We start from the raw sequence: 25,799 nt of genomic DNA on the forward strand, positions 1-25,799 counted from the left end.
CGATGACATTGCAGAGAGTGGCAGATTGCTACCAACGCGTCGCGTATATTACTGTAACCTACTATAAGAACTGCGGCTCCGAGGGGTAGTTATATAGGTGAATGGGCGGGGCACGCACCCGTACGTGAACGGCAATAACCTGCGGGAATGACAAAATGACATCCGACGTGCGCGCGACCGACGACGCGGGATTTTCAGGCCTGGTCTGGGTGGCCGGACGAACCTTCACCATGGGATCGAACGAGCATTATCCGGAGGAAGCGCCTGCTCATCCGGTAGCCGTCGACGGCTTCTGGATCGACGCCACCCCCGTCACCAACCGCCAGTTCGCTTCGTTCGTCAAAGCCACCGGACATGTGACCGTCGCCGAAAGGGCACCCCGTGCCGCCGACTATCCTGGAGCGCTTCCTAAAATGCTGCGAGCCGGATCTCTGGTGTTCACGCCGCCGAAAGCCATAGTCGGCCCCGACATTACCCAGTGGTGGTCGTTCAAGTTCGGCGCGGACTGGCGACACCCTTACGGCGGCCGCACCGACATCCGCGGCAAGCTCGATCATCCCGTCGTCCATGTCGCCTATAGCGACGCCATGGCCTATGCGCTCTGGGCGGAAAAAGATCTGCCGACCGAGGCAGAGTGGGAACTGGCGGCGTGCGGCGGCCTTGATGATGCGGAATTTGCCTGGGGCGACGAGTTGAACCCGGAAGGAAAGCTCATGGCCAACACTTGGCAGGGCACCTTCCCTACGCTGAGCACAAAGCCAGCCGGTGCGGACAGAACGTCCCCGGTCGGATCCTTTCCATCAAACGGCTACGGAATCTACGACATGATCGGCAATGTCTGGGAATGGACCTCTGACTTCTGGTCGACACGCCATCCCGAGCCTGCCAGCCATTCATGCTGCATCCCCAGCAATCCCCGCGGAGGCGACGCCGACGCCAGCTATGATCCGCGGCTGCCTGACATCAGGATCCCGCGGCGCGTGCTCAAGGGCGGATCCCACCTCTGCGCGCCGAACTACTGCAAGCGCTATCGTCCCGCCGCCAGACATGCAGAGCCTGAGGACACGTCCACAAGTCATGTCGGCTTCAGATGTGTCAAGCGCGTGTGAGGCGGTGTCATGGTCACATGTCGCGTCGGCGGAACAAAAGCCACCGATTGTGACAAGACCTTTCATGACATATCCTTCGTGGTCCGCAGGTTATGGGCGTACTCCCGTCGATTGCGGTTAGCAGCGGCAGCGCGAAACTGGAGTTCAAGCGTGTCGGACATGCTCTGAACGGCGAATTCCGCTTTCGTTCCCGTTCCTTACTGTAAACTACGTTGCTTCCGCCCTATTCCGGATCATCATGCACCACTTATAACGCGATGCGGCCGCCGGACTTGCAGAGGCCGCCTTGGAGGTAGGATGGATGGATTACGACACACGGTTCGCCAAGCGCATCTTTCCAGCCAGCGCCAAAACCATCGATACATTGGCCGCCCGTGACGATAACTTCCGTGAACTCTGTGCCGACTTCTCCGTTGCAGATGAATTGCGGAGAAAATGGGAAACATCCTCCGCCGCAGAGCGAAATGAGCGCCACGCGGAATGCGTCGAACTCGTGGAAACGCTGCGCAGCGAGATCGAAGCCGCTCTGGAAAGCGCCAGTGTGATCGTGATCAAGCTTCTCCCTCGCCGTTGAGGACCAGACTCCGGCATCAAAGACGGTTACTTCTGATCGGTCAGATAGATGGTCTTCCAGTCGTCCTTCATGTTGACAACTGTCCACCCCTGAGCCTGTGCTTCGTCCAGGCCCTTGTCGAGCTGGCCGATGCTGGACTTCCTGTCATAGGCAAATTCGCGCTTGGCGTCGGTGTGATGCACATAGAGGCAGAAGCGTGCACCAGGACCGCTACACGTCCATTGAAGCATCTGCAGGTCGCCGTCGGAATTGCCAAATGCAGCGATGGGTCGGCGACCGATGAAAGTCTGGATGGCGATCGGTTTGGCCTCCTTGTCGTCATAGAAAAACAGTTCGGGCTGCTTCACAAGCGCGGGCTTTCCGTCGCGCAGCTCGAACTGCAGCTTGCCGCTGCTGCCGATCACCTGTTCGGGTGGAATGCCATAGGTCTTGTCGGCGAAGGTGCGCATGAATTCGTTGCCGCCACCGGAAACGATGAAGGTCTTGAAGCCGTTGGCACGCAAATAGTCGAGAAGCTCCACCATCGGCTGATACGCCATCTCGGTGAACAGCTTGTCCGTCTTGGGGTTCTTGGCTGTCGCAAGCCATTCCTTGACGACCGTTGCGTATTCGTCGGTCGTCAGACCCGCCTGCGTCTCTCCGACGATTGCAAGCAGCGCCGGAGCGCCGCCCGCAAGCGCACTCTTCAGATCGCCTTTCAATACGGACGCGAAAGGTTCCTTCGTCTTCCATTCCGGATGCTCGGGTGCGAGAACCTTGACCTGCTCCAGCGCAAAGAAAAGCTGGAAATAGAGCGGCTGCTCGGCCCAGAGCGTCCCATCATTGTCAAAGGTGGCGATGCGCTCTGCGGGCGGGACGAATTCCGGCGAGCTTTCCTTGGTCACCTTGGCGACGAAGTCGAGGATCGATTGTCTGGTCTTGCCATCGTTCCAGGATGGCAGCGGCTCCGCCGCCTGGACGATCGTGGCCGCGAAAAATGTGGTGCTGACCAACACCGCCGTGAGATAGGCCAGCTTTGGATTGGTGTTCATGATGAACCCTCTGTCGGAAACATGGACCGGCAGGCGAAGCGACGTTCGGCCCAGACCAACGCCCGTCCGCAACAATATTCGCTCCAAGAGGGCTTTGCGCGTATCATACTGTAGTATCTGTCAGTCCGAGGCAGCGGCAGCGGGCGACCACTCGTTCGGCCGTTGACCGGAAATCCGGCCCGCAACGCGGTCTCCAATGTGACTGTTGGAACGAACGCGGATCAACAGTGCATACTGTATGTTACTGGCGCGCTCGCGATACGCGCCATACCCTCCCCAAATAAAGCGGTCCACATCACACGGAACCGGTGTCGACGATAACGACCACCAGGCACCGTTCGCCTTCGACGGCAAGCTGAACAGCTTGAAAATAGAAACTTCAGCCGCAACCCTGAGGCAAGAGGGCCAGCGCAGAGCGGTCCGTCACCAGGGCGGCCCGTGCCGAAAGTGACGTTGACCTGGGCACGGGGATTCTGCGCCATGAACACAGCTCACCGACGCACACTTCTGACCCTGTTTGCGATCGCCGAGGGTGCGACGGGACTGGGGCTTATCGTGGCGCCGTCGATGCTCTTTGTTCTGCTGTTTGAGACAAGGCAGGTCGTTTCGGAGGCACCACTGATCGGGCGGATCTGCGGTGCGGCGCTGCTCGCTCTTGCCGCAGCAAGCTGGGGTGCGCGTGACGCCGAAGACAGGCAAGGCACCCTGGGGCTCCTCGTCGGAGTGACGCTCTACAATTGCCTGACCACGGCCGTCTTGACCTATTCCGCCCTCGTTCTGGAGATGATCGGCATCCTGTTGTGGCCCGCGATCCTCTATCACGCGGCGACTTCCCTGTGGTGCTTGCTCGCTATCTGGCGGGCGCGTTGGGCCGAGTCGTCGTGGCTCCTTGGGTGGTCATTTACGGCTTTGGCCGCTTTGGCCGCGGACTGCTACGAGGCGGCGAAGACGCGATCTCCGCTTCTGCGGTTCACTCGCCTGGCGTCCCCTTCCCTCGATCTGCGAAGCAGTCGAACGGGGCCACATACGGTGCCTTGATGGACGAGGATCAGTTTCTGCGCTAGGTTACAAAAGAGATAGTTAATAAAATCTCTGGTAGTCACGTACCTCAAGAGCGGGTGAGGAGCGAACCGTGCAACATTTATTGCCATCGAGGCGCGACACTGCGCCGGATTCGACGCGACCACCTCCGACCCACGATGATGTTCGGGCTCAGCTCAAGCGAATCGTTACCAGCTCGCAATTTCCGCATATCGGTCGGAGTGCTGCATTTCTTATCTATGCCGTGGAGGAGACGCTTGCAGGCCGCGCAGATCGGATCAAGGGCTACTCTATCGCAGTCGAGGTTTTCAAGCGCTCCAACGGCTTCACGCAGGATGATCCGGTTGTGCGGATCGAGGCCGGAAGGCTCAGGCGGGTGCTCGAGCGCTATTATTTTACAGCGGGTCAACGCGATCCGATCCGAATAGACATTCCGAAAGGCGGTTACGTGCCGACCTTTGCCTGGAATAATCCGAGTGCTGACAATTTAGATGCTGAAGACCAAAGTCTGCCGTCGGAGCGCGCCTATTCCCTTTTTCCCGGCTTAAGACGGCATATGTGGGCAGTGGCCCTTGGGTTGATCGTGATCGTGGGCGGCGCTGCAGCCCTGGCTGGCTTGACCTCCATTCGATTTGGCTCGATCTGGCCCTTGCCGACTGCCGACATTACAGGATCTGATGGACCGACATTGGTGATCGCTCCATTTGCTAATCTCGGTGATGGTCCTCAGGCGGAACTCTATACGACAGGCCTCACCGAGGAACTCCTCACCGCCCTTCCCCGCTTCAAGGAGATCAAAGTCTTCGGTCGCGAGACATCCAGATCGTTGCCGCCAGAGGTGGAGGCATCGCGGATTCGCGGAGAACTTGGCGCACGCTTCCTGCTGGCAGGCGGTGTTCGCGTCTCCGGAAGCCGAGTGCGTGTGACGGCACGTCTGCTCGACACGCAGACCGATGAGATCCTCTGGTCGCAGACCTACGACGACAACATCGGCGTCCGCGACCTGTTCACCATCCAGTCCGACGTCGCAAACAAGGTTGCGACCGCCGTGGCGCAGCCCTATGGCATCATGGCCCAGGCCGATGTCTCCAACCCGCCGCCTGATGATCTTGGCATCTACGGCTGCACGCTGAGCTTTTACACTTACCGTGCCGAGTTGAGCATCGAGCGGCACGAAGAGGTTCGAAACTGCCTCGAAAGCGCTGTCGCCCGCTATCCGTCCTTTGCGACCACCTGGGCGATGTTGTCCATCCTCTATCTCGACGAGGATCGTTTCAGGTTCAATCGGAAGCCCATTTCGTCCGCGCCGATAGATCGCAGCTTTCAGGCCGCCCGCCGTGCCATTCAACTGGATCCCGGCAACACCCGCGCCCTTCAGGCGTTGATGACGGCGTTGTTTTTCAGCCAGCGGGTTCCGGAGGCACTTCAGATCGGCGAACGGGCACTGGCGACCAATCCGAACGACACCGAATTGCTAGGAGAGTTTGGTACCCGGGTGGCGATGAGCGGGGAATGGCAGCGCGGGGCAGCGCTGCTGGATCGTGCCATTGCTCTCAACCCTGCCGGCGGCGGCTACTATCGCGGAACGCGCGCACTTGCAGCCTACATGCTGCACGACGACAAGACCGCGGTCATCGAGATCAGGCAGGCGGACCTGCAGAAGTTCCCGCTATTCCATGCGGTGGCTGCCGTCATCTACGTCGACGCCGGAATGATCGAGGACGCCCGCAACGAGGCCTCGCGGTTCAACGAAATGAGACCCGACTTCATTCCGAGCATCGTGGCCGAACTCAAGGCGCGCAATTTCCAGCCACAGGATCGGGCACGGATGATTGCCGATCTGCGAACGGCCGGGCTTCCTGCGATGGACGAGGTGCAGGCGACGATGTCGCTGCCGATCGACGGTTCCAAGGCCCTTCAGCCGCGGTAGCGCTGCTGTCAGGACAACTAGCACAGAACATACCCGATGGTTACACGCGCACGCCGTCGTCTCCGTGTAGGCTGTGGTCGCTGATAATCGTTCTTTCATGGCCGAGACCCAGGGAGCGACCTCAGTCGTCCGACCAAACCATTTAGAAGGGATTCGTCGATGACCAAAGCACCGCAGCGAGCCTTGCACCCTGCCGTGGCGGCGGTGTCGTCCGCGGCACGCGGCTTGATGATCATCTTGGGATGTGGATCGGCCGCAAGCGCTGCCGACGCAGACGCCAAGAAGCTGGTGAAAACCATGTCCGACTACCTGGCCGCAGAAAAGGCGATCTCCTTTTCGTATGACACCAACCTGGAGGTGGTCACCGTCGACCATCAGAAGCTTCTGCTGGCAAGTTCCGGCAAGATCGAAATGGGCCGACCGGATAAACTCCGGGTTACCCGGTTTGGTGGGTTCGCCAACGTTGAGGTCACATTCGACGGCAAGACGCTCTCGCTGCTCGGCCAGAACGCCAACCTCTATGCCCTTGCAGAAGTCCCAGGCACCATAAATCACCTGATCGACGAATTGCGGGACAAGCTCCATAGACCCATACCGGGTGCCGATCTTCTGCTCCCGGATGCCTATGACGAGCTGATGCGCGACGTGGTCGACGTCAAGGACCTCGGCAGCGGTGTCATCGGCGGCGTCGAATGCGACCACCTTGCATTCCGCACCAAGGAAGTCGACTGGCAGATATGGATCGCTCAAGGCGAGCATCCGTATCCCTGTCGATATGTCATTACCGCAAGCCAGGTGGATCAAGGCCCACAATACAGCATCCAGATCAGTGACTGGAAGACAGGCACCGATGTCGTTGCCAACGATTTCGGTTTCAAAAACACCACGAACGCCAAGTCGACCTGACGAAGCTTGCCGATATTGACGAGCTTCCTGATCACTTTGCCATGGGAGGCACCAAATGACCGTCGTCAGAAAACTGAAACTCCTGCTGCTTGCTGCGGCGATCGGCGTGTCCGGCCTCGAACTTGGAAACGGACTTTCGATTCCGGGACTGAATGGCGTCTTCACGCCGGCAGAGGCCAGGATCGGCCGCCCGCTGACGCCGGTGAGTGTCGCTGGAGTTGCGCGCCGCACGGTCCGGCGTTGCGCCGTCGGCGTCTATTATTGCTAGAAAAACAGGCCCGGCGAACGCATTCGACAAGCGCCCAGCATGAGGGAAATCGGTGGGAAGCAAAAACAACACGGGAATAGGGTCGATAGTTGCCGGGTATGTTCGGTGGCTTCTGCTGTGCGCATTGATCGTCATTCTGCCTGGGTGCGGCGGTCATCCGAAGGATGTGATGACGCCTGTTGCAGACACGTCTCCGAAGTCGACCAAGGTCAACTTGCTGATCGCCACGACACGCAGCAGGTCTCCGGTGCCAGGAGAGATGTTCAACGGAGAACGGGCGCGGACCCCGGCATTCGCCGATATCACCGTGTCCATCCCACCGAACACGATCCGCAAGGAGGGAGAGGTCGCCTGGCCAAAGAGGCTTCCCTCCAATCCGGCGACAGATTTCGCGACTTTAAAGGCCGACGATCTCAATATCGATGAGGCCAAACGCTGGCTGAGCGCCAGCGTCCGCAAGAGCCCCGACCACAGTGTCCTGGTGTTCATCCATGGTTTCAACAACCGGTTCGAAGACTCCGTCTACCGCTTCGCCCAGATCGTTCAGGACTCAGGTCTGCACAGCGCTCCCGTGCTGGTGACCTGGCCGTCGCGTGGCAGCCTTCTCGCCTACGGCTATGATCGGGAGAGCACGAACTATACGCGAAATGCTCTGGAGACACTCTTCCAGTATCTCGCAAAGGATCCGGAAGTGAAGGAGGTGTCCATCCTCGCTCATTCCATGGGGAACTGGCTGGCGTTGGAATCGCTGCGCCAGATGGCCATTCGTAACGGCCGACTGCCCGCCAAGTTCAAGAATGTCATGCTCGCGGCTCCGGACGTCGATGTCGACGTGTTCCGCCAGCAGATCGGCGACATGGGCAAACAGCATCCGCAGTTCACCTTGTTCGTATCCCGTGACGACCGTGCACTGGCGTTCTCGCGTCGGGTCTGGGGTGACGTATCCCGACTTGGAGCCATCGATCCCGAACAGGCGCCCTACAAGGCGGAGTTCGAGGCCAACAAGATCGTGGTGATCGATCTCACCAAGATCAAATCTGGCGATCGGATGAACCACGGCAAATTCGCGGAATCGCCGCAGATCGTTCAGCTCATCGGATCACGCATCTCGGAGGGGCAGACGCTCACCGACAGCAGGATTGGACTTGGCGACCAGATTCTGGTGGCGACAACCGGAACGGCGGCGGCAGCCGGGAACGTTGCTGGACTGATCCTTGCCGCTCCCGTCGCTGCTGTCGATCAGGACACGCGGGACAATTACGCCGGCCAGGTCAGTGGCCTGATGGGCACTGCCAAACCGCAGCCAGCAATGTTGAAAAACTGCGACGAGGTACGGCCAACGCCGAGCTGCAAGCCCTAACTCCGACATCGGCAGGACGAGCGCGGCAATGCCGCAGACAGACAGATATTACTGTAACATACTTATCCGCAGGCGGGTGTTGCGCCAGAGTTGAGCGGAGATCGATGATATGTTCGATTCGTCGGCGACCACGATGGAGACCGACAACGCAGGGGGAGTTTCATGACGGCTTTTCTTCTACGCGCGGCAGTCCTTTGCGCGGGTCTCGTAGCCTCCTCGCCCGCCTGGGCAGCCGATCCGACGCCGCTGACACCCGATGCCAAAGTGGTCGAGAGCCCGAGCGGTTGGACGTTCACCGTCGCGCCGTATTTCTGGATGGCGGGGATATCCGGAGACATTGCACAGTTCGGATTGCCGGAGGTTCATATCGACTCCGATTTCGACGACATCCTGCAGAACCTCGATTTCGCCTTCATGGCCGCGGGTGAAGCGCGGTACGACCGGTTCAGCATCTTCGGCGACATCATCTACACCAAGCTTGGCGCAGACGCGAATACGCCGCTTGGCATCCTCGCCGACAGCGTCGACGTCACCTCAAAGACCTTCGCCGGACTTCTCGGGGTCGGCTACTCGGTGCTGGAGGACCAGTCGGGACACCTCGATGTCGTCGGCGGCATCCGGGTGTGGTCGGTCGACACCAACATCTCCTTCAATGGCGGGATCCTCGGTGGCGTCGAGCAAGATGACAGCGCGACCTGGGTCGACGGTCTGGTGGGCGTCCGAGGCAACTACTTCTTCACGCCGGAGATCTATCTGACAGGATGGGGTCTCGTCGGCGCCGGCGGCGCGGATCTCGACTGGGATGTGGCGCTCGCACTCGGCTACAAGTTCACCGACACGATCTCAGCCGTTGCGGGATACCGCGCACTCGGCGTCGACTACGACAACGACGGCTTCGTCTTCGACGTCGTCGAGCAGGGTCCGATCCTCGGCGTCGTCATCCACTTCTGAGAACGACGTCTGGGACAGCAGATCGAGTTTTGTACGGTGGAGACGTCAATGAAGCTCATGATTTTTCGGCTGATGCAGCTTGCCGCGGCGCTGGTTCTGTCATCAGGTGCAGCCAACGCCCAGTCGAGCGAAGAACTCGCGAAGAAGCTGTCGAATCCGATCGCTTCGCTGATCAGCGTCCCGTTCCAGTTCAACTATGACCACGGCTACGGTCCCGAAGATGGTGACAAGGCAACGCTGAACATCCAGCCTGTCATTCCATTCTCTCTGAACGAGGACTGGAACCTCATATCGAGGACCATCCTCCCGGTCACATGGCAGAACGACATCGCCGGGCCATCAGGAACGCAGTTCGGTCTCGGCGACACGTTGCAGAGTTTCTTTCTCTCCCCTGCTAAACCGACGGAGACCGGTATCGTCTGGGGTGCCGGACCGGTGTTCCTCCTTCCCACCGCGACCGACGAGCTCCTCGGTGGCGGCAAATGGGGCGCTGGACCGACAGCAGTCGTTCTCAAACAGGACGGCCCCTGGACTTACGGCATTCTTGGGAACCACATCTGGTCGTTCGCTGGTCAAAGCGACCGCGAAGATGTGAGTTCGACGTTCCTCCAGCCGTTCATCTCCTACACGACCAAGGACGCCTGGACGTTCTCGCTGAATACGGAGTCCACCTATAACTGGGAAACGAACAATTGGTCGGTTCCAATCAACTTCGCAGTCGCCAAGCTGATCACCATCGATAAGCAGCCGATCAGCCTGACGGCAGGTATCCGCTATTGGGCAGACGCTCCGGAGAACGGCCCGGAAGGAGTTGGCTTCCGGCTCGCGCTCACGTTCCTCTTTCCAAAGTGAATTCGCAGATCGACGATGCGCTCGGCCGAACGGTATTGCGTGGAACGCTGATGGATGAGGATCAAAGAGCGATCTTCTCAGACCTCACTGCAGCACCGTGCAAGCCCGAACAGGCTCAGGCGGTGCGGGAACTCCTGTAGACCGAGACGCCAAGTTCCCTGATCTTCTTGCGCAAGGTGTTGCGGTTGAGACCGAGAAGATCGGCCGCCTTGATCTGGTTGCCGCGCGTCGCCGTCAGGGCGGCGAGGATCAGCGGATATTCCATTTCGGTCAGCACACGATCATAGAGGCCGGGCGGCGGCAGATTGTCCCCGAAGCCTGCGAAATAGCTGCGCATGTTCTCCTCGACGGCTTGCGCGATCGTCATCGAGCCGCTGCGCATCGGCCCCTTGTCGATCGGGCTGTCGGGCACGTCGGAACGCAGCTCCGCGTCGATGATCTCACGGGTGATCACATCCTGTGGGTAAAGCGCCATCAGACGGCGGATGAGGTTTTCCAGCTCGCGGACGTTGCCCGGCCAGGCATAGGCCTTCATCAGTTCGAGCGCTTCCTGATCGAAACGCTTGGAGCCGAGACCTTCCTTTTCCGCCTGCTGGATGAAATGGCGCACCAGATCGGGGATGTCCTCGGCGCGGTCGCGCAGCGGCGGCAGGCGCAGCGGCACGACATTGAGGCGGTAATAGAGATCCTCGCGGAAGAGGCCCTGGTTGATCGCCTGCTTCAGGTCCTTATTGGTAGCGGCAACGATGCGCACATCGGTGCGGATCGGCGTGCGGCCACCAACGGTGGTGTATTCGCCCTGCTGCAGGACGCGTAAGAGCCGTGTCTGGGCGTCCATCGGCATGTCGCCGATCTCGTCGAGGAAGAGCGTGCCGCCTTCGGCCTGCTCGAAGCGGCCGGTCGAGCGCGTCTGCGCGCCGGTGAAGGCGCCCTTCTCATGGCCGAAGAGTTCGGATTCGATCAGGTCGCGCGGGATCGCCGCCATGTTGATTGCGACGAACGGGCCGTTGCGGCGCTTGCCGTAATCATGCAGCGCGCGGGCGACGAGTTCCTTGCCGGTGCCGGATTCGCCGGTGATCATCAGCGTCAGGTCCGTCTGCATCAGGCGGGCGAGCACGCGGTAGATTTCCTGCATCGCCGCCGACCGGCCAACGAGCGGCATGCCGTCCTGCATGTCGTCTTCAAGCTTGGCGGGCTTGCGCTTCGGCTCGGCCAGCGCACGGCCGATGATGCCGATCAGCTCGGTGAGATCGAAGGGCTTCGGCAGATAGTCGTAGGCGCCCTTTTCCGAGGCCTTGATGGCAGTCATGAAGGTGTTCTGGGCGCTCATGACGAGGACCGGCAGGTCGGGCCGCGCCTTCTTGATGCGCGGCAGCAGATCGAAGGCGTTCTCGTCGGGCATCACCACATCGGTGACGACCAGATCGCCCTCGCCTGCCGAAATCCAGCGCCAGAGGGTAGCGGCGTTGGAGGTGATGCGAACGTCATAACCGGCGCGGCTCAAAGCCTGGTTGAGCACGGTCCGGATGGCCGCATCATCATCTGCAACGAGGATCGTGGCTGTCATCGAGAAGGTCCTGTCGAGCTTGCTATAGAGGCGTCTTCGAGCGAGGCGTCCTTCGACGCCGGCATGAGAACGCGGAATGTCGTGCGGCTGTTCTGGCTATCGCATTCGATGATGCCGCCGTGATCGCCGATGATCTTGGCGACCAGCGCCAGGCCGAGGCCGCTGCCGTTCGGCTTGGTGGTGATGAAGGGATCGAAGAGGTGCGGCAACAGATCGAGGGGAACGCCGGGGCCGTTGTCGTGGACGCAGAATTCCAGCGGCAGCGAGATCTTTTCGCGCGTGCCGGCGACCGAAAGACGGATGCCGGGGCGATAGGCCGTCGTCAGCATGATCTCGCCGTCCGACCGATCGCCGACCGCTTCGGCGGCGTTCTTCACCAGATTGAGAAAGACCTGAACGAGCTGGTCGCGATTGGCATAGACGGCTGGCAGCGACGGGTCGTAACTCTCGGTGACCCGGATGTTGCGAGCAAAACCCGCCTTGGCGACGGCCTTCACATGATCGAGCACGGAATGGATGTTGACCGGCATGCGGTCGACAGGGCGTTCGTCGGAAAAGACTTCCATCCGGTCGACCAGCGAGACAATGCGATCGGTCTCGTCGCAGATCAGCCGGGTCAGCGCCCGATCGTCGTCGTCCGCAGATTGTTCGAGCAGCTGGGCGGCGCCGCGGATGCCGGAGAGCGGGTTCTTGATCTCGTGCGCCAGCATCGAGGCAAGGCCGGTCACCGAGCGGGCGGCGGCGCGATGCGTCAGCTGCCGGTCGATCTTGTCGGCCATCGACCGTTCCTGAAAGACGATGACGACGGCGCCGGGCTCGCTGAGCACAGGGGCGACGTAGAGATCGACGAGCTTATCCTGGCCCAGGCGAGGCGAACTCAGGTCGACGCGATATTCGTTGACCGGCGCCTTGCGCTCGCGCACCTGGTCGATCAGGGCAAGCAGCGGGCTGCCGAAGGGAATGAAGGTCGAGATGCGGTAACGTGCCAGATGCGAGGCGCTGGCGCCGAAAAAGGCCTCCGCCTCCCAATTGGCGAAAACGACGAAGCCGGATTCGTCGACCATGACGACGGGGTTCTGGATGGCGTTCAACACGGCCATGGCGACGGTCCCGCCGGTGTGATCGGACGGAGATGTCATATCCTTCTTCATGCCGCCTCCCGGCTGTCGACAACACTGGTTGCCAATGCATCGTAAAGACGCGCGGCCACCTCGCGCGGATCGCGCGAGGTCATAATCTCCGCCTTTTCAGCGCCCAACAGAGCCGGCGCGAAACGCTGGAGATACCAGCCAAGATGCTTGCGGGCGTGGCGGATTGCCACCGCTTCGCCGTAGAAATCCAGCATCATCCGGTAATGCTCGACGGCGATATCGGCGATCTCCTGCGGTAGCGGCTCGGGCGCCCCTGATATGACGCCGGCATGCCATGGCCTGCCCTGGCAGCCCCTGCCGATCATCACGGCATCGGCGCCGGAGCGGCGCAATATTTCCTGCGCATCGCCTGCGGTTTCGACATCGCCATTGGCGATCAGCGGAATGGAGATCACCTCGCGGACGGCGCGGATCGCATCCCAATCGGCCCGGCCTTCATAGAATTGCATGCGGGTGCGCCCATGAATGGTGACAAGCTGGATGCCGGCCGCCTCGGCGCGGTGCGCAATGTCAGGCGCGTTGATCGAATTCTCGTCCCAGCCGAGGCGCATCTTCAGCGTCACAGGAATGTCGACGGCCTTGACCGTCGCCTCGATGAGACCGAGCGCGTGATCGGGATCGCGCATCAGCGCCGAGCCGGAATAACCGCCGATCACCTTCTTTGCCGGGCAACCCATGTTGATGTCGATGATATCGGCGCCGTGATCGGCGGCGATCTTGGCTGCCTCCGCCATCCAATGCGCCTCGCGCCCGGCAAGCTGCACCATATGCGGCCGGAAGCCCGCAGCCCTCAGCCGCGACCAGGATTCGGCCGTGTCATTGACCAGCTCGCGGCTCGCCACCATTTCGGTGACGACGAGGCCGGCGCCGAAGCGCCAGGCAAGCTCGCGGAAGGGCATATCCGTGACGCCGGACATCGGCGCCAGTACAACGCGGTTCCGCACGGACACGGGTCCGATTTGGAAAGGCGCTGCGAGGTCCTTGGAAATCAAATGATTATCTTTCGGGCACACAATAGAACTGCATTATTTTTAGCCACTATTCCCTGGCTTGCCAAGGGGGCTGGAACCGGAATTGATATTTTTCGGGCAGATGCTGGAAAAGGCCAAAGCAAGACGTTAGAGCACTCCGGTCAATTCCGCATAATTTAGGGGATTTATGCTGCAAATGCCTTCTAAGCAACCGATATCGGCTGGAATTGTCATTGTTGCCGCCGGCCGCGGCGAGCGCGCGGGATCATCCAAGGAAGGCCCGAAGCAATATCGCATGATCGGCGGCAAGCCGGTTATCGTGCATACGCTTGAAAACTTCATGACATGGGAAGCGGCAACTGAGATCGTCGTCGTCATCCATCCCGATGACGAGGCGCTGTTTGCGAGAGCCTTTCGCCACATCATCTCGGCAACGCCGATCGAAACGGTGCATGGGGGTGCGACCAGGCAGCAATCCGTGCTTGCAGGCCTCAGATACCTCAAGGACAAGCAAATCAGCCATGTGCTGATCCATGATGCCGTGCGGCCGTTCTTCGATCATGCGCTTCTCGATCGCATCGCCGAGAGCCTTGATGCCGGCGCGCAGGCGGTCCTGCCAGCGATCCCGGTCACAGATACGCTGAAACGCGCCGACAGCGCCGGCACCGTGCTGACGACGGTTTCACGCGAGCATCTCTACGCGGCGCAGACGCCGCAATCCTTCGCCTTCGAAACGATCCTCGATGCGCATGAGAAGGCGGCGGCAAGCGGACGAAGCGATTTCACCGACGATGCCTCGATCGCCGAATGGCTGGGCATTCCGGTGACGATCGTCGAGGGCACGGCCGACAACGTCAAGCTGACGGTCAAAGACGATATCGCCATGGCCGACGACAAGCTCTCGTCTTCGCTGCTTCCAGACGTGCGCACGGGCAACGGCTACGACGTGCACCAGCTCGTGGCGGGCGATGGCGTAACGCTCTGCGGCGTGTTCATTCCGCATGACCAGAAGCTGAAAGGTCACTCCGATGCCGACGTTGCGCTGCATGCGCTGACGGACGCGCTGCTCGCCACCTGCGGCGCCGGCGATATCGGCGATCATTTCCCGCCGTCCGACCCGCAATGGAAGGGCGCGCCTTCGCGGATCTTCATCGAGCATGCCGCCCGGATCGTGCGCGAGCGCGGCGGCACGATCATGAATGCCGACGTCTCGTTGATCGCCGAGGCACCGAAGGTCGGCCCGCATCGCGACGCCATGCGGACGAAACTGTCGGATTATCTCGGCATCGATATCGAGCGTTGCTCGGTCAAGGCGACGACCAACGAGACGATCGGCTTCGTCGGCCGGCGCGAAGGCATCGCGGCGATCGCCACGGCGACCGTCGTCTATCGCGGGAGGAAATGATGAGCCTTTTTCCCGACGATATCCTTTCGACGGCGGAGACGATCATCCGTGACTTTACGGCTGCAGGGCTGATGATCTCGACCGCCGAATCCTGCACCGGCGGGCTGATCGCCGGGGCGCTGACGGAGATTTCGGGTTCGTCAGCCGTCGTCGACCGCGGCTTCGTCACCTATACGAATAGCGCAAAGATCGAGATGCTCGGTGTGCAGGCGGAAACGCTGCTGCGCTTCGGGGCGGTCTCCGAGGAAACGGCGCGGCAGATGGTGCATGGCGCCCTCTTCCGCTCACGCGCCGGGATCGCCGTTGCCGTCACGGGCATTGCCGGCCCCGGCGGCGGATCGGCGGAAAAGCCGGTCGGCCTCGTGCATCTCGCCGCCAAATCGCGTTCCGGCGCGCTCATCCATCGGAAAATGCTTTATGGCGATATCGGCCGCAGCGAGGTCCGGGTGGCGACGATCAGGACGGCGCTGGAGATGGTGCGCTCGCTCCTTGCTGCCTGACGCGGGTTCGCGCATCAAACCGGCGTGTAGATCCTGTTTGCCCTGGTCTCGAAGGCTTCGGTGAACATGCGGAAGGCGCGGTCGAACATCGAGCCCATCAGCGCGCCCAAGATACGGCTCTTGAACTCGTAGTCGATGAAGAAATCGACGGTGCAGCCGCCGGACGGGATCTCGGCGAAGTGCCAGCGATTGTCGAGATATTTGAACGGGCCATCGATATATTTGACCTCGATGACGTGTTCGGCCCGGTTGAGCAGCACCTGTGTCGTGAAGGTCTCGCGGATCGCCTTATAGCCGACCGTCATGTCGGCGACGAGCAGGATCTTGCCGTCGCGCTCCTTGCGGCTCCTGATGGCGAGCGCTTCGCAGAGCGGCAGGAATTCCGGATAACGCTCGACATCGGCGACGAGATCGAACATCTGCTCGGGCGTGTGCGGGACGGGACGGTGCGTTTCGAATTGCGGCATAAGCGGCAATTAATCGGGCCGGCCGAGAAGATCAAGAAGCTCGCGCATCTGGCGGCGGGATTTTAGCTGAAGAACCGGCACGTCGGGGCCATGTGCGGCGATGCCGGCAACGAGGCGCGGCGCGAATTTCTCCTCGAAGGTCCAGATGAAGCGGAGGAATTCAAAATCGACCTTCTCGATACAGCTAGGCGCCATTTCCGGTCGGGTGCGGCCGATCCATTTCGCCCATCGGCTGATTGCGCCCCAGATGCAGAGAAGTCGCGGCATGCGGACCCAGACGACGAAATCGGTGCGCGGCAGCCGGATGTCCAAGGAAGACGGGTTCGTGCCGTCCATGATCCAACGTTCTTCGAGGATCCGGCTGGCGATGATATTTCTCTGCTCGACCCTGTCGCGCACCACCCAGCCGGGAAGCCAGAAAACATCGCGGTCGAGCGAAATATAGGAAAGCCCGAAGCGCTTGGCGATCTTCAGCGACAGCGTCGATTTACCGCCGCCCGAGCAACCCATCACGAGGATGCGGCGGGCTGTACGGATATGCTCCGCAGCCTGTTCGAGATCGGCGATCTGCTGACGCGGCGGCAGCTCAGCTCTCTGATCCATCATGCAACCCCCTCGAGCCAGACATGCGTTTCGCCAGCACGAACTTAAGCGCCAAGAGCGGCGAACCGGTTAGCTGCTTTGCGCGATCTTATGACGATGGTGGAATTTGCAAGGCCGAATTCATGTAATGCAGCCTCGATCTTCGGGGCGGCACGCCTTTCGAAATTCCAGATATAGCCGACCATGTCGGAAACGTCAGCCGCTCCGGGCAGCCTTCGGGCATTTCAGGGCGGCTACGACCGAAATACCGAATCGCGCGCGCGATCGCTCCCAACAGGCAGGCCGTTCTTGGAAGCCTGAGCCAGATCACCAGATCCGCCCTCGGAAGACGCAGACGAAACGAGCCGAGGCCAGTTCCATCCATGATCCACCTCTCCTGCGCCACGACCTCCAATATCAGCCGATCGATGTCGCTGCGATCTCGCTTCCTCCAGCCAGGAAGCCAATAGAAATCGCGATCCATCGAGATATAGGGAAGATCGAGCGAGGTCGACAGCGCCCGTGCAAGCACGCTCTTTCCACCACCGGGGCAGCCAATCACCAGAATGCGTTTGGCATGCCGGAGCATTGCTCTGTCGACGGGCATGGCCGCAACTCCCATGAAAAACCGCTGCGAACATCCCCGCGGCTCAGACTGCTGATAAAATCGGCCATTCCTCTTTCGTCATGCTCGGGCTTGTCCCGAGCATCTGCAACCGGCGCAGCAGATCCTCGGCACAAGGCCGAGGATGACGTCGAGTAAAGATCGAGGTTTGTCAACAAACTGAACTGCGACGAAAATCGCCGCGGTTCGATCAAAAAGCAAGTACCGGCTCTTACTCGGCTGCGATCAGCAACTTCTTTTCGCGCGCCGCTCTCAGCCGGGCAAAGTCATCGCCGGCATGGTGAGAGGAGCGGGTCAGCGGGCTGGAGGCGACCATCAGGAAGCCCTTGCTGTAGGCGACGGTCTCATAAGACTTGAACTCGTCTGGTGTGACGAAGCTTTCGACCTTGTGGTGCTTGCGGGTCGGCTGCAGATACTGGCCAATCGTCAGGAAGTCGACATCGGCGGTGCGCAGATCGTCCATCAGTTGCAGGACTTCGTTTCGCTCTTCGCCAAGGCCCACCATGATGCCCGATTTGGTGAACATCGTCGGATCGAGTTCCTTCACCCGCTGCAGCAGGCGAACGGAATGGAAGTAGCGGGCGCCGGGGCGAACCGTCAGATAGTTGCCGGGCACCGTTTCCATATTGTGGTTGAAGACGTCGGGCTTGGCGGCGACGACGCGTTCCAGCGCACCGGGTTTCTTCAGGAAGTCGGGTGTCAGGATCTCGATCGTCGTCAGCGGCGAGGCCGCACGGATTGCCCAGATCACCTTTTCGAAGTGTTCGGCGCCGCCGTCCTCCAGGTCGTCACGGTCGACCGAGGTGATGACGACGTGGGATAGGCCCATCTCCTTGACCGCCTTGGCGACATTCTCCGGCTCGGCCATGTCGAGCGCATTCGGCTTGCCGGTGGCGACGTTGCAGAAGGCGCAGGCGCGGGTACAGATCTCGCCCATGATCATGAAGGTCGCGTGCTTCTTGTCCCAGCACTCGCCGATATTCGGGCAGCCGGCCTCCTCGCAGACGGTGACGAGCTTGTGCTCCTTCACGATCGCGCGGGTCTCGGCATAACCCTTGGAGGTCGGCGCCTTGACGCGAATCCAGTCCGGCTTGCGCATGACTTCCGTATCCGGCCGATGCGCCTTCTCCGGATGCCGCACGCGCTTGGCGTCGGGATTGATCGTATCGAGGATGGTCACCATTGCAGTTTCAGCCTTCTACCGCCCCTATGCGGCAAATCTCATTCGGATCTAGCGCCGCACCAGCCGCGCAAGGAATATCAACAAGCAGGCGCCGAGGAAACCCGTCACGAAATAACCGAGCCGCCCGCCGACCACCTCGAGATGAAACTGCGCGAGGATGGCGCTTGCGACGACCGAGCCGACAATGCCGAGCACGATATTCAGGAAAATCCCGTATCGCGCTTCCATCAGCTTGCCGGCGAGCCAGCCCGCAAGCCCGCCGATAATGATTGCCGAAATCCAGCCGACGCTTTCCATGCCTTCCCCTACCCTCAAGTTGGCCCTCAGTTACGCCTCAAGCGACCGCTCTTGCGATCAGAACCACAATGATGGCGCCGACGGTGGCGTGGATGATCTGCACGACCAGCGCGTTTTCAATGCCCAGCGAAATGCCGAGCGCGCTAAACAGATAGCCGCCGACGAAGGCGCCGATGATGCCGCTCAGCAGGCATCTTATCAGCCCGCCGCCACCGACGACCAGGCTTGCGAGGAAGCCTGCAACCAGGCCGATCAGCAAAAACACCAGCAACGCCTGCGTCTCCATAGACATGATGATTTCCTTTCTTGTTTTCCACCCCAGCGGAGTGGCTTTCCACTCCGGGGGGATGGCTTTGCCACCCCGTGATACAGGGCGGATTTGGAAATTATCAAGCGTTCAGCACGCGGCCGTAAGCATCGAGCACCGCTTCCTTCATCGATTCCGACACGGTCGGATGCGGGAAGATCGTGTGCATCAGCTCTTCCTCGGTCGTTTCGAGGTTCATCGCGACGACGAAGCCCTGAATGAGCTCGGTGACTTCGGCGCCGACCATATGGGCGCCGAGCAGTTCGCCGGTCTTCTTGTCGAAGATCACCTTCACCATGCCCTGGTCTTCGCCGAGCGCGATCGCCTTGCCGTTCGCTGCGAAGGAGAAGCGGCCGACGCGGATGTCGCGGCCGAGTTCCTTGGCCCTCGCTTCGGTGATGCCGACGGAGGCGACCTGCGGATTGCAATAGGTGCAGCCCGGGACCTTGCCCTTGTCGGTCGGATGGACATTGGGAAGGCCGGCGATCTTTTCGACGCAGACGACGCCCTCATGCTCTGCCTTGTGCGCCAGCATCGGCGGGCCGGCGACATCGCCGATCGCATAGATGCCGGCGATATTGGTCTTGCCGTAGCCATCGATGACGACGCAGCCGCGGTCGGTCTTGACGCCGAGCGCTTCGAGGCCGAGGTTTTCGATATTGCCCTGAACGCCGACGGCCGAAATCAACCGGTCGGCAGTGATCTGCTGCACCTTGCCATCGGCCGTCTCGACATGAGCGGTGACGCTGCCGGCACCCTTCTCAACCTTCGAAACCTTGGCGCTGGTGAAGATCTTGAGGCCACGCTTTTCAAGCTGCTTGCGGGCGATCGCCGTGATCTCGGCATCCTCGACCGGCATGATGGTCGGCATGACTTCGACGACCGTGACGTCGACGCCCATCGAGCGATAGAAGCTGGCGAATTCGATGCCGATCGCGCCCGAGCCCATGACGATCAGCGACTTCGGCAGAACATCCGGCTTCAGCGCCTCGAAATAGGTCCAGATCAGCTTGCCATCCGGCTCGATGCCGGGCAGCGCGCGCGGACGGGCGCCTGTGGCGATGATGATATGCTTGGCGGTATAGGTACCCTCGCCGCTCTTGACGTTCTTCGGCAGCGGGTGCTGCGGCTCGACGACGGGCTTCGACGACTTGCCGACGACGACCTCTCCGGGCTTGGTGATCTTTGCCTCGCCCCAGATGATGTCGATCTTGTTCTTCTTCATCAGGAAGCCGACGCCGGCATTCAGACGGGCGGAGACGGCGCGCGAGCGGCCGACGACGGCCTTGGCATCCGGCTTGACCGTGCCTTCGAGAACGAGGCCGAAATCCTTGAAGTGATTTGCGTGGTCGAGCACCTCGGCCGAGCGCAGCAGCGCCTTGGTCGGGATGCAGCCCCAGTTCAGGCAGATGCCGCCCATATGCTCGCGCTCGACGATCGCGGTCTTGAGGCCGAGCTGGCTGGCACGGATGGCAGCGACATAGCCGCCAGGACCCGAACCGATGATGATGACGTCGTAGGATTCAGCCATGTGTTTCCTGCCTTTGTTACGCTGCGCTGCGGGTCATGAGCACCCACGCATGTCTCTTGCTGTTTTCGAAGAGCGGCACGGCATCGGCGCGCGCAGCCTCCAGGAATCCGTTTCTTCCATAAAGCGACAAAGCCGCTTCGTTGTCGCTGGCGGTGATCAGGCTGACGGGCCGCCGATCGGCCCTTTCGATCTGATCGTCCAGCAGCCTGCGTCCGATGCCGATGCCGCGCAGATGGCGATAGACGCCGAGACTGCCGATGAACCAGCTTCCGACCACCGTCTTCTGCAAGACAAGCATCGGTGCGGTTGCCGGAATAGTCGCCTCGATATCGCCTATCCCCTCACCCAGCGCATGGCCGATCGCCACACCCGCGACCTCGCCATAGGCCTCGGCAATGACGGCATCCCGCCAGCCGCCGACAGCCTCCTCCTCGCCCATCTTCAGCCGGCCCTGCTCCAGCGGCGTGTCGCTCACGCCGTTTTCCACACCGGCAAACCAGAGCCAGGAGGCAAAACCGCGCGATGCGATATCCGCCAGAATCGCCAGCTCCGAGGCATCCCGCCGTGAGGCCTGCCGGAGGGCGATGAAGGAGGTCATGCTCAGATCCCCAGCATCATCCGCACGATCGATTCCAGCCCGCGTCCAAGCGCACGCGTATTCTCCGCATCGAGGTGAATGCCGTCGATCGGTGTGGTCTTGGCGACCGAATTGCCGTCGAAGAAGCCACAACCGAGTTCGTCGGCAAGATCACGATAAAGCGTTGCAAGCTTTGCCGATTCCTCGATGCCGCCGGGAAACGATGCGGCGAAGGGCACATTGCCCGTCGCGCGGATCGCCGGCGGCGCCACGATCAAAATCTCCGGCCCATCGAATTCGAAGGGCCAGGCATGATTGCGGATCAGCCGCACGAGCCGGCTGATGCCCTGGCATGCGGCAAAGGCCGAGCCTGCCACGACCGGCTTCATGTCATTGGTGCCGAGCAGAAGGATGACGAGGTCGAGCGGTGCATGCGTTTGCAGGATCGTCGGCAGGATGCGCGCACCGTTGCGGTCGCAATCGGCGAGATGGTCGTCGAAAGCGGTGGTGCGACCGTTCAAGCCTTCGGCGATGATACGCGCGTCACCGCCGAGCGCTGCCTGAAGCACGCTCGGCCAGCGATTCTTGTAATCATGACGGCCGATCGTCTCGGCGTCATAACCCCAGGTCAGCGAGTCACCATAGCAAAGAACGGTCTTGGTCATTTCCGCCTCCGCGACGCTATCAGACAAGCATGCCCATCGGGTTCTCGATGTAGCCCTTGAAGGCCTGGAGCAGCTCGGCGCCGAGCGCGCCATCGACGCAGCGATGGTCGGTCGAGAGCGTGACTGACATCACGGTGGCAATCGCCATTTCGCCCTTCTTGACGACGACCCGCTGTTCGCCGGCGCCGACCGCGAGGATCGTCGCATGCGGCGGATTGACGACGGCTGTGAAGTTCTTCACGCCCATCATGCCCATGTTCGAGACCGAACTGGTGCCGCCCTGATATTCCTCAGGCTTCAGCTTGCGGTCCTTGGCCCGCTTGCCGAGATCGCGCATCTCGTTGGAGATCGTCGACAGGGTCTTTTCCTCGGCCTTGCGGATGATCGGGGTGATCAGGCCGCCGGGGATCGAGACAGCAACGCCGACATCGGCGTGCTTGTGCTTGACCATGTTGCTGTCGGTCCAGGAGACATTGGCATCCGGAACGTCGCGCAGCGACAGCGCCATGGCCTTGATGACCATGTCGTTGACCGAGAGCTTGTAGGCCGGAGCGTTGTCCTTGCGCGGAGCCGCATCGTTCAGCTGGGCGCGCAGCGCCAGCAACGCATCGAGCTCGCAATCGACGCTGACGTAGAAATGCGGGATCGTCTGCTTGGATTCGACCAGGCGCCTGGCGATCGTCTTGCGCATACCGTCATGCGGCACGAGCTCGTAAGAGCCCGGCTCGAAAAGCTTGAGCACGGCTTCCTCGGACGCGCCCTTCGGTGCGGCAGCGGCCGGAGCCTGCGCGGCGGCAGCGGGTGCGGGCGCCGCAGCAGCCTTGGCGCCGCCACCGGCAACGGCGGCCTCGATGTCGCTCTTGACGACGCGGCCGTGCGGGCCGGAGCCTGCGACTGCCGAAAGATCGATACCGGCTTCCTTGGCCAGCCTGCGGGCAAGCGGCGAAGAGAAGGCGCGGCTGCCATCAGATGAAGCTGAGGCGGTTGCGGCTACAGGTGCCGCAGCCGGAGTAGACTGGGCCGGAGCCGGTGCAGCTTCGGCCTTCGGCGCCGCTGCGCCGTCAGCTTTCGGTGCCGGAGCGGCCGAACCCGCACTGCTTGCGGCAGCGGAGACATCCTCGCCATCGGCGGCAAGAACCGCAATCAGCGCATTAACCTTGACGCCTTCGGTGCCGGCGGCAACGACGAGCTTGGCGACCGTGCCTTCATCGACGGCTTCGACTTCCATCGTCGCCTTGTCGGTCTCGATCTCGGCGATCACATCGCCGGACTTGACCTTGTCGCCTTCCTTGACCAGCCATTTGGAAAGATTGCCTTCCTCCATGGTCGGAGAGAGGGCGGGCATCGTGATATTGATCGGCATCGAAACACCCTCCCCTTATTTGTAGCAAACAGCCTTCACCGCATCGACCACTTCGCCGACGTTCGGAAGGGCGAGCTTTTCGAGATTGGCGGCGTAAGGCATCGGAACGTCCTTGCCTGCGATCGTCAAGATCGGCGCATCGAGATAGTCGAAAGCCTGCTGCATGACGCGGGTGGCGATTTCAGTGCCGACGGAGGATTGCGGATACCCTTCCTCGACGGTCACCAGGCGACCGGTCTTCTTCACCGATTCGATGACAGTCGGCAGGTCCATCGGGCGGATGGTGCGAAGGTCGATCAGTTCGACGTCGATGCCGATCTTCTCGAGTTCGGCGACCGCCTTGGTCGCATAGCTCATGCCGATGCCGAAGGAGACCACGGTGACGTCCTTGCCCGGACGATGGATGCGGGCCTTGCCGATCGGGAGAACGAAATTATCGAGCTTCGGCACATCGAAGTGCTGGCCGTAGAGAATTTCGTTTTCGAGGAAGATGACCGGGTTCGGATCGCGGATAGCAGCCTTCAGCAGGCCCTTGGCGTCGGATGCCGTATAGGGCATGACGACCTTCAGGCCGGGAATGGCGCTGTACCAGGCTGCATAATCCTGGCTGTGCTGGGCGCCGACGCGGGCCGCTGCACCATTCGGGCCGCGGAAGACGATCGGAGCCCCCATCTGGCCGCCGGACATATAAAGCGTCTTGGCAGCGGAGTTGATGATCTGGTCGATCGCCTGCATGGCGAAGTTGAAGGTCATGAATTCGACGATCGGGCGAAGGCCGGCCATGGCGGCACCGACGCCGACGCCGGCAAAGCCATGCTCGGTAATCGGCGTATCGACGACGCGGCGGGGGCCGAATTCCTGCAGCAGCCCCTGCGTGACCTTGTAGGCGCCCTGATATTCGGCGACTTCCTCACCCATGACGAAGACGTTTTCGTCGGCGCGCATTTCCTCGGCCATGGCGTCGCGGAGCGCTTCGCGCACGGTCGTCGACACCATTTCGGTGCCGGCCGGGATTTCGGGGTCGTTCGGAACGACGGCCTTCGGCTCGGCCGGAAGCGGTGCGGAGGCAGAACCGGTGTTGGTCGGCTTATCTTCCTGGGCAACTTCCGGAGCTGGTGCGGCGGCCGGCTTGGCGACGGAAAGATCCGAGGCCGATTCGCCGTCCTGCAGCAGCACGGCGATCTTGGTGTTGACCTTGACGCCTTCGGTGCCGGCATCGACGAGCAGCTTGCCGATGACGCCTTCGTCGACGGCTTCGACTTCCATCGTCGCCTTGTCGGTTTCGATTTCGGCGATCACATCGCCTGAGGTGACCTTGTCACCTTCCTGTTTCAGCCATTTGGACAGTGTGCCTTCTTCCATGGTCGGAGAGAGGGCGGGCATGAGGATATCGATAGGCATGGGTTCCCTCCCCGATTAGAGCAGAATGTCGGTATAGAGCTCGGATGCATCCGGCTCCGGATCGGCCTGGGCGAAGTCGGCGCTGTCGGCGACGATGTCGCGAACATCCTTGTCGATCGCCTTCAGATCGTCTTCGGAAGCCCAGCCCTTTTCGACGAGGCGTGCCTTCACCTGTTCGATCGGATCCTGCTCGGAGCGCATCTTCTGCACTTCCTCCTTGGAGCGATACTTCGCCGGATCGGACATCGAGTGACCGCGATAACGATAGGTCAGCATTTCGAGGATGATCGGGCCTTTGCCGGAGCGGCAATGTTCGAGCGCCTCGTCGGCCGCCGCCTTGACGGCGCGAACGTCCATGCCGTCGACCTGAATGCCCGGGATGCCGAAGCCGGATCCGCGAAGCGAGTAGTTCGACTGCGCGGTGGCGCGGGCGGTCGAGGTACCCATGGCGTAACGGTTGTTCTCGACGATATAGACGATCGGCAGCTTCCAGAGAGCAGCCATGTTGAAGCTCTCGTAGACCTGGCCCTGGTTGGCAGCGCCGTCGCCGAAATAGGCGATGGAGACATTGTCATTGCCGCGGTAGCGGTTTGCAAAGGCAAGACCCGTTCCGAGCGAGACCTGGGCGCCGACAATACCGTGACCGCCGTAGAAATGCTTCTCCTTCGAGAACATGTGCATCGAGCCGCCCTTGCCGTGGGAATAGCCGCTGCGACGTCCGGTCAGTTCCGCCATGACGCCACGCGCTTCCATGCCGGTTGCCAGCATATGGCCGTGGTCGCGATAGGCGGTGATGACCTGGTCGCCTTCCTTCTGCGCCATCTGCATGCCGACGACGACAGCTTCCTGACCGATGTAGAGGTGACAAAAGCCGCCGATGAACCCCATGCCGTAAAGCTGACCGGCCTTCTCCTCGAAGCGGCGGATCAGCAGCATCTCGCGATAGGCCTTCAGCTCTTCATTGCGATCGAAGTCGGCTACCGGGCCTCCATTCGATGCTTTGGCTGCCGGTTTTGCTGCAGTTTTGCGGCTGGAAACGGTCGCGGTCTTTCGCGGCGCCATTCAACCCTCCCTATGGGTTTGTCGTTTCTTGGTGGCGCGTACCATAGGGAAGAAAATTGACCACAGCAATGCCATAATTGCATGGCTCGTATTCGGTCCTAAATTATTGGAAAAACTACTAAA

25 protein-coding genes and 2 pseudogenes are annotated in these 25,799 nt (G+C 61.1%); 11 read left to right on the forward strand and 16 right to left on the reverse strand.

The window, feature by feature from the left end; translation table 11 throughout:
* Positions 1-155: 155 nt before the first annotated feature.
* The gene (locus FFM53_RS02175; RefSeq protein WP_138329577.1) at positions 156-1,109 is read left to right on the forward strand and encodes a formylglycine-generating enzyme family protein; all 954 of its coding nucleotides are present in this window, start codon (positions 156-158) and stop codon (positions 1,107-1,109) included.
* Between the two features lie 301 nt (positions 1,110-1,410).
* Positions 1,411-1,683 carry a hypothetical protein gene (locus tag FFM53_RS02180; protein WP_138329579.1) on the forward strand — a complete coding sequence of 91 codons (273 nt, stop codon included), beginning with the start codon at positions 1,411-1,413 and terminating at the stop codon, positions 1,681-1,683.
* Between the two features lie 26 nt (positions 1,684-1,709).
* On the opposite strand, the gene FFM53_RS02185 is transcribed toward FFM53_RS02180, so the two are convergent.
* Entirely contained in the window at positions 1,710-2,714 is a 1,005-nt protein-coding gene (locus tag FFM53_RS02185) for an HAD family hydrolase (protein WP_138389255.1), read from the reverse strand.
* A 480-nt stretch (positions 2,715-3,194) separates the two neighbouring features.
* On the opposite strand from FFM53_RS02185, the gene FFM53_RS02190 reads away from it, so the two are divergent.
* The 7 genes and pseudogenes from FFM53_RS02190 to FFM53_RS02220 all read left to right on the forward strand — a co-directional run bounded on the left by FFM53_RS02190 (position 3,195) and on the right by FFM53_RS02220 (position 10,022).
* Positions 3,195-3,752, forward strand: coding sequence for a hypothetical protein (locus FFM53_RS02190; RefSeq protein WP_246413066.1), 558 nt, complete (start codon positions 3,195-3,197; stop codon positions 3,750-3,752).
* A 94-nt stretch (positions 3,753-3,846) separates the two neighbouring features.
* The gene (locus FFM53_RS02195; RefSeq protein WP_138389256.1) at positions 3,847-5,685 is read left to right on the forward strand and encodes an adenylate cyclase; all 1,839 of its coding nucleotides are present in this window, start codon (positions 3,847-3,849) and stop codon (positions 5,683-5,685) included.
* 159 nt (positions 5,686-5,844) lie between these two features.
* A pseudogene (locus tag FFM53_RS02200) lies at positions 5,845-6,650 on the forward strand (DUF2092 domain-containing protein).
* Positions 6,647-6,859, forward strand: a complete 213-nt coding sequence (locus FFM53_RS02205) for a hypothetical protein (RefSeq protein ID WP_138329586.1) — start codon at positions 6,647-6,649, stop codon at positions 6,857-6,859. Before FFM53_RS02200 ends, FFM53_RS02205 begins: the two are co-directional and overlap by 4 nt.
* A 169-nt stretch (positions 6,860-7,028) precedes the next feature.
* On the forward strand, positions 7,029-8,219 hold the full coding sequence (locus tag FFM53_RS02210; RefSeq protein ID WP_138389257.1) for an alpha/beta hydrolase: 1,191 nt from the start codon (positions 7,029-7,031) through the stop codon (positions 8,217-8,219).
* 162 nt (positions 8,220-8,381) lie between these two features.
* Complete coding sequence (locus FFM53_RS02215) at positions 8,382-9,170, forward strand: hypothetical protein (RefSeq protein ID WP_138329590.1); 789 nt, start codon at positions 8,382-8,384, stop codon at positions 9,168-9,170.
* Between the two features lie 57 nt (positions 9,171-9,227).
* On the forward strand, positions 9,228-10,022 hold the full coding sequence (locus FFM53_RS02220; protein WP_246413142.1) for a transporter: 795 nt from the start codon (positions 9,228-9,230) through the stop codon (positions 10,020-10,022).
* Positions 10,023-10,137: 115 nt separating this feature from the next.
* On the opposite strand, the gene ntrC is transcribed toward FFM53_RS02220, so the two are convergent.
* From ntrC to dusB, 3 genes are read right to left on the reverse strand one after another with little or no spacing between them, the layout of a single operon-like run.
* Positions 10,138-11,589 carry a nitrogen regulation protein NR(I) gene (gene ntrC / locus FFM53_RS02225; RefSeq protein WP_003539347.1) on the reverse strand — a complete coding sequence of 484 codons (1,452 nt, stop codon included), beginning with the start codon at positions 11,587-11,589 and terminating at the stop codon, positions 10,138-10,140.
* Entirely contained in the window at positions 11,586-12,740 is a 1,155-nt protein-coding gene (locus tag FFM53_RS02230; protein WP_138389259.1) for a two-component system sensor histidine kinase NtrB, read from the reverse strand. The genes ntrC and FFM53_RS02230 overlap by 4 nt, the downstream gene beginning before the upstream one ends.
* Positions 12,737-13,753: a tRNA dihydrouridine synthase DusB gene (dusB, locus tag FFM53_RS02235; RefSeq protein WP_173883528.1), complete on the reverse strand. Its 1,017-nt coding sequence runs from the start codon at positions 13,751-13,753 to the stop codon at positions 12,737-12,739. Before dusB ends, FFM53_RS02230 begins: the two co-directional genes overlap by 4 nt.
* 145 nt (positions 13,754-13,898) lie before the next feature.
* Between dusB and FFM53_RS02240 the strand changes: the two genes are divergently transcribed.
* Together FFM53_RS02240 and FFM53_RS02245 are read left to right on the forward strand one after the other, a co-directional pair.
* Entirely contained in the window at positions 13,899-15,116 is a 1,218-nt protein-coding gene (locus tag FFM53_RS02240; protein WP_138389261.1) for a bifunctional 2-C-methyl-D-erythritol 4-phosphate cytidylyltransferase/2-C-methyl-D-erythritol 2,4-cyclodiphosphate synthase, read from the forward strand.
* Positions 15,113-15,616, forward strand: a complete 504-nt coding sequence (locus tag FFM53_RS02245; protein ID WP_171598834.1) for a CinA family protein — start codon at positions 15,113-15,115, stop codon at positions 15,614-15,616. The genes FFM53_RS02240 and FFM53_RS02245 overlap by 4 nt, the downstream gene beginning before the upstream one ends.
* Positions 15,617-15,630: 14 nt before the next feature.
* On the opposite strand, the gene FFM53_RS02250 is transcribed toward FFM53_RS02245, so the two are convergent.
* The 12 genes and pseudogenes from FFM53_RS02250 to pdhA all read right to left on the reverse strand — a co-directional run bounded on the left by FFM53_RS02250 (position 15,631) and on the right by pdhA (position 25,676).
* Positions 15,631-16,083, reverse strand: a complete 453-nt coding sequence (locus FFM53_RS02250) for a type II toxin-antitoxin system RatA family toxin (RefSeq protein ID WP_129420805.1) — start codon at positions 16,081-16,083, stop codon at positions 15,631-15,633.
* Positions 16,084-16,092: 9 nt separating this feature from the next.
* The gene (locus tag FFM53_RS02255; RefSeq protein WP_138389263.1) at positions 16,093-16,689 is read right to left on the reverse strand and encodes a P-loop NTPase family protein; all 597 of its coding nucleotides are present in this window, start codon (positions 16,687-16,689) and stop codon (positions 16,093-16,095) included.
* 41 nt (positions 16,690-16,730) lie between these two features.
* Positions 16,731-17,272, reverse strand: a pseudogene (locus FFM53_RS02260) (P-loop NTPase family protein).
* A gap of 229 nt (positions 17,273-17,501) precedes the next feature.
* On the reverse strand, positions 17,502-18,473 hold the full coding sequence (gene lipA, locus FFM53_RS02265) for a lipoyl synthase (protein ID WP_138329602.1): 972 nt from the start codon (positions 18,471-18,473) through the stop codon (positions 17,502-17,504).
* 48 nt (positions 18,474-18,521) lie between these two features.
* Entirely contained in the window at positions 18,522-18,770 is a 249-nt protein-coding gene (locus FFM53_RS02270; RefSeq protein WP_003539331.1) for a GlsB/YeaQ/YmgE family stress response membrane protein, read from the reverse strand.
* A 37-nt stretch (positions 18,771-18,807) separates the two neighbouring features.
* The gene (locus FFM53_RS02275; RefSeq protein WP_003539329.1) at positions 18,808-19,062 is read right to left on the reverse strand and encodes a GlsB/YeaQ/YmgE family stress response membrane protein; all 255 of its coding nucleotides are present in this window, start codon (positions 19,060-19,062) and stop codon (positions 18,808-18,810) included.
* 97 nt (positions 19,063-19,159) lie between these two features.
* Positions 19,160-20,608: a dihydrolipoyl dehydrogenase gene (gene lpdA / locus FFM53_RS02280; protein WP_138329604.1), complete on the reverse strand. Its 1,449-nt coding sequence runs from the start codon at positions 20,606-20,608 to the stop codon at positions 19,160-19,162.
* A 16-nt stretch (positions 20,609-20,624) separates the two neighbouring features.
* Positions 20,625-21,206, reverse strand: coding sequence for a GNAT family N-acetyltransferase (locus FFM53_RS02285; protein ID WP_138329606.1), 582 nt, complete (start codon positions 21,204-21,206; stop codon positions 20,625-20,627).
* Between the two features lie 2 nt (positions 21,207-21,208).
* Positions 21,209-21,850 carry an SGNH/GDSL hydrolase family protein gene (locus FFM53_RS02290; protein ID WP_003539320.1) on the reverse strand — a complete coding sequence of 214 codons (642 nt, stop codon included), beginning with the start codon at positions 21,848-21,850 and terminating at the stop codon, positions 21,209-21,211.
* A gap of 19 nt (positions 21,851-21,869) precedes the next feature.
* Positions 21,870-23,213 carry a pyruvate dehydrogenase complex dihydrolipoamide acetyltransferase gene (locus tag FFM53_RS02295; RefSeq protein ID WP_138389264.1) on the reverse strand — a complete coding sequence of 448 codons (1,344 nt, stop codon included), beginning with the start codon at positions 23,211-23,213 and terminating at the stop codon, positions 21,870-21,872.
* A 15-nt stretch (positions 23,214-23,228) separates the two neighbouring features.
* The gene (locus tag FFM53_RS02300; RefSeq protein ID WP_138389265.1) at positions 23,229-24,614 is read right to left on the reverse strand and encodes a pyruvate dehydrogenase complex E1 component subunit beta; all 1,386 of its coding nucleotides are present in this window, start codon (positions 24,612-24,614) and stop codon (positions 23,229-23,231) included.
* Positions 24,615-24,629: 15 nt separating this feature from the next.
* Positions 24,630-25,676, reverse strand: coding sequence for a pyruvate dehydrogenase (acetyl-transferring) E1 component subunit alpha (pdhA, locus tag FFM53_RS02305; RefSeq protein ID WP_138329612.1), 1,047 nt, complete (start codon positions 25,674-25,676; stop codon positions 24,630-24,632).
* Positions 25,677-25,799: the final 123 nt, after the last annotated feature.

It is taken from the genome of Rhizobium indicum (assembly GCF_005862305.2).
GTDB classification, from domain to species: Bacteria; Pseudomonadota; Alphaproteobacteria; order Rhizobiales; family Rhizobiaceae; genus Rhizobium; species Rhizobium indicum.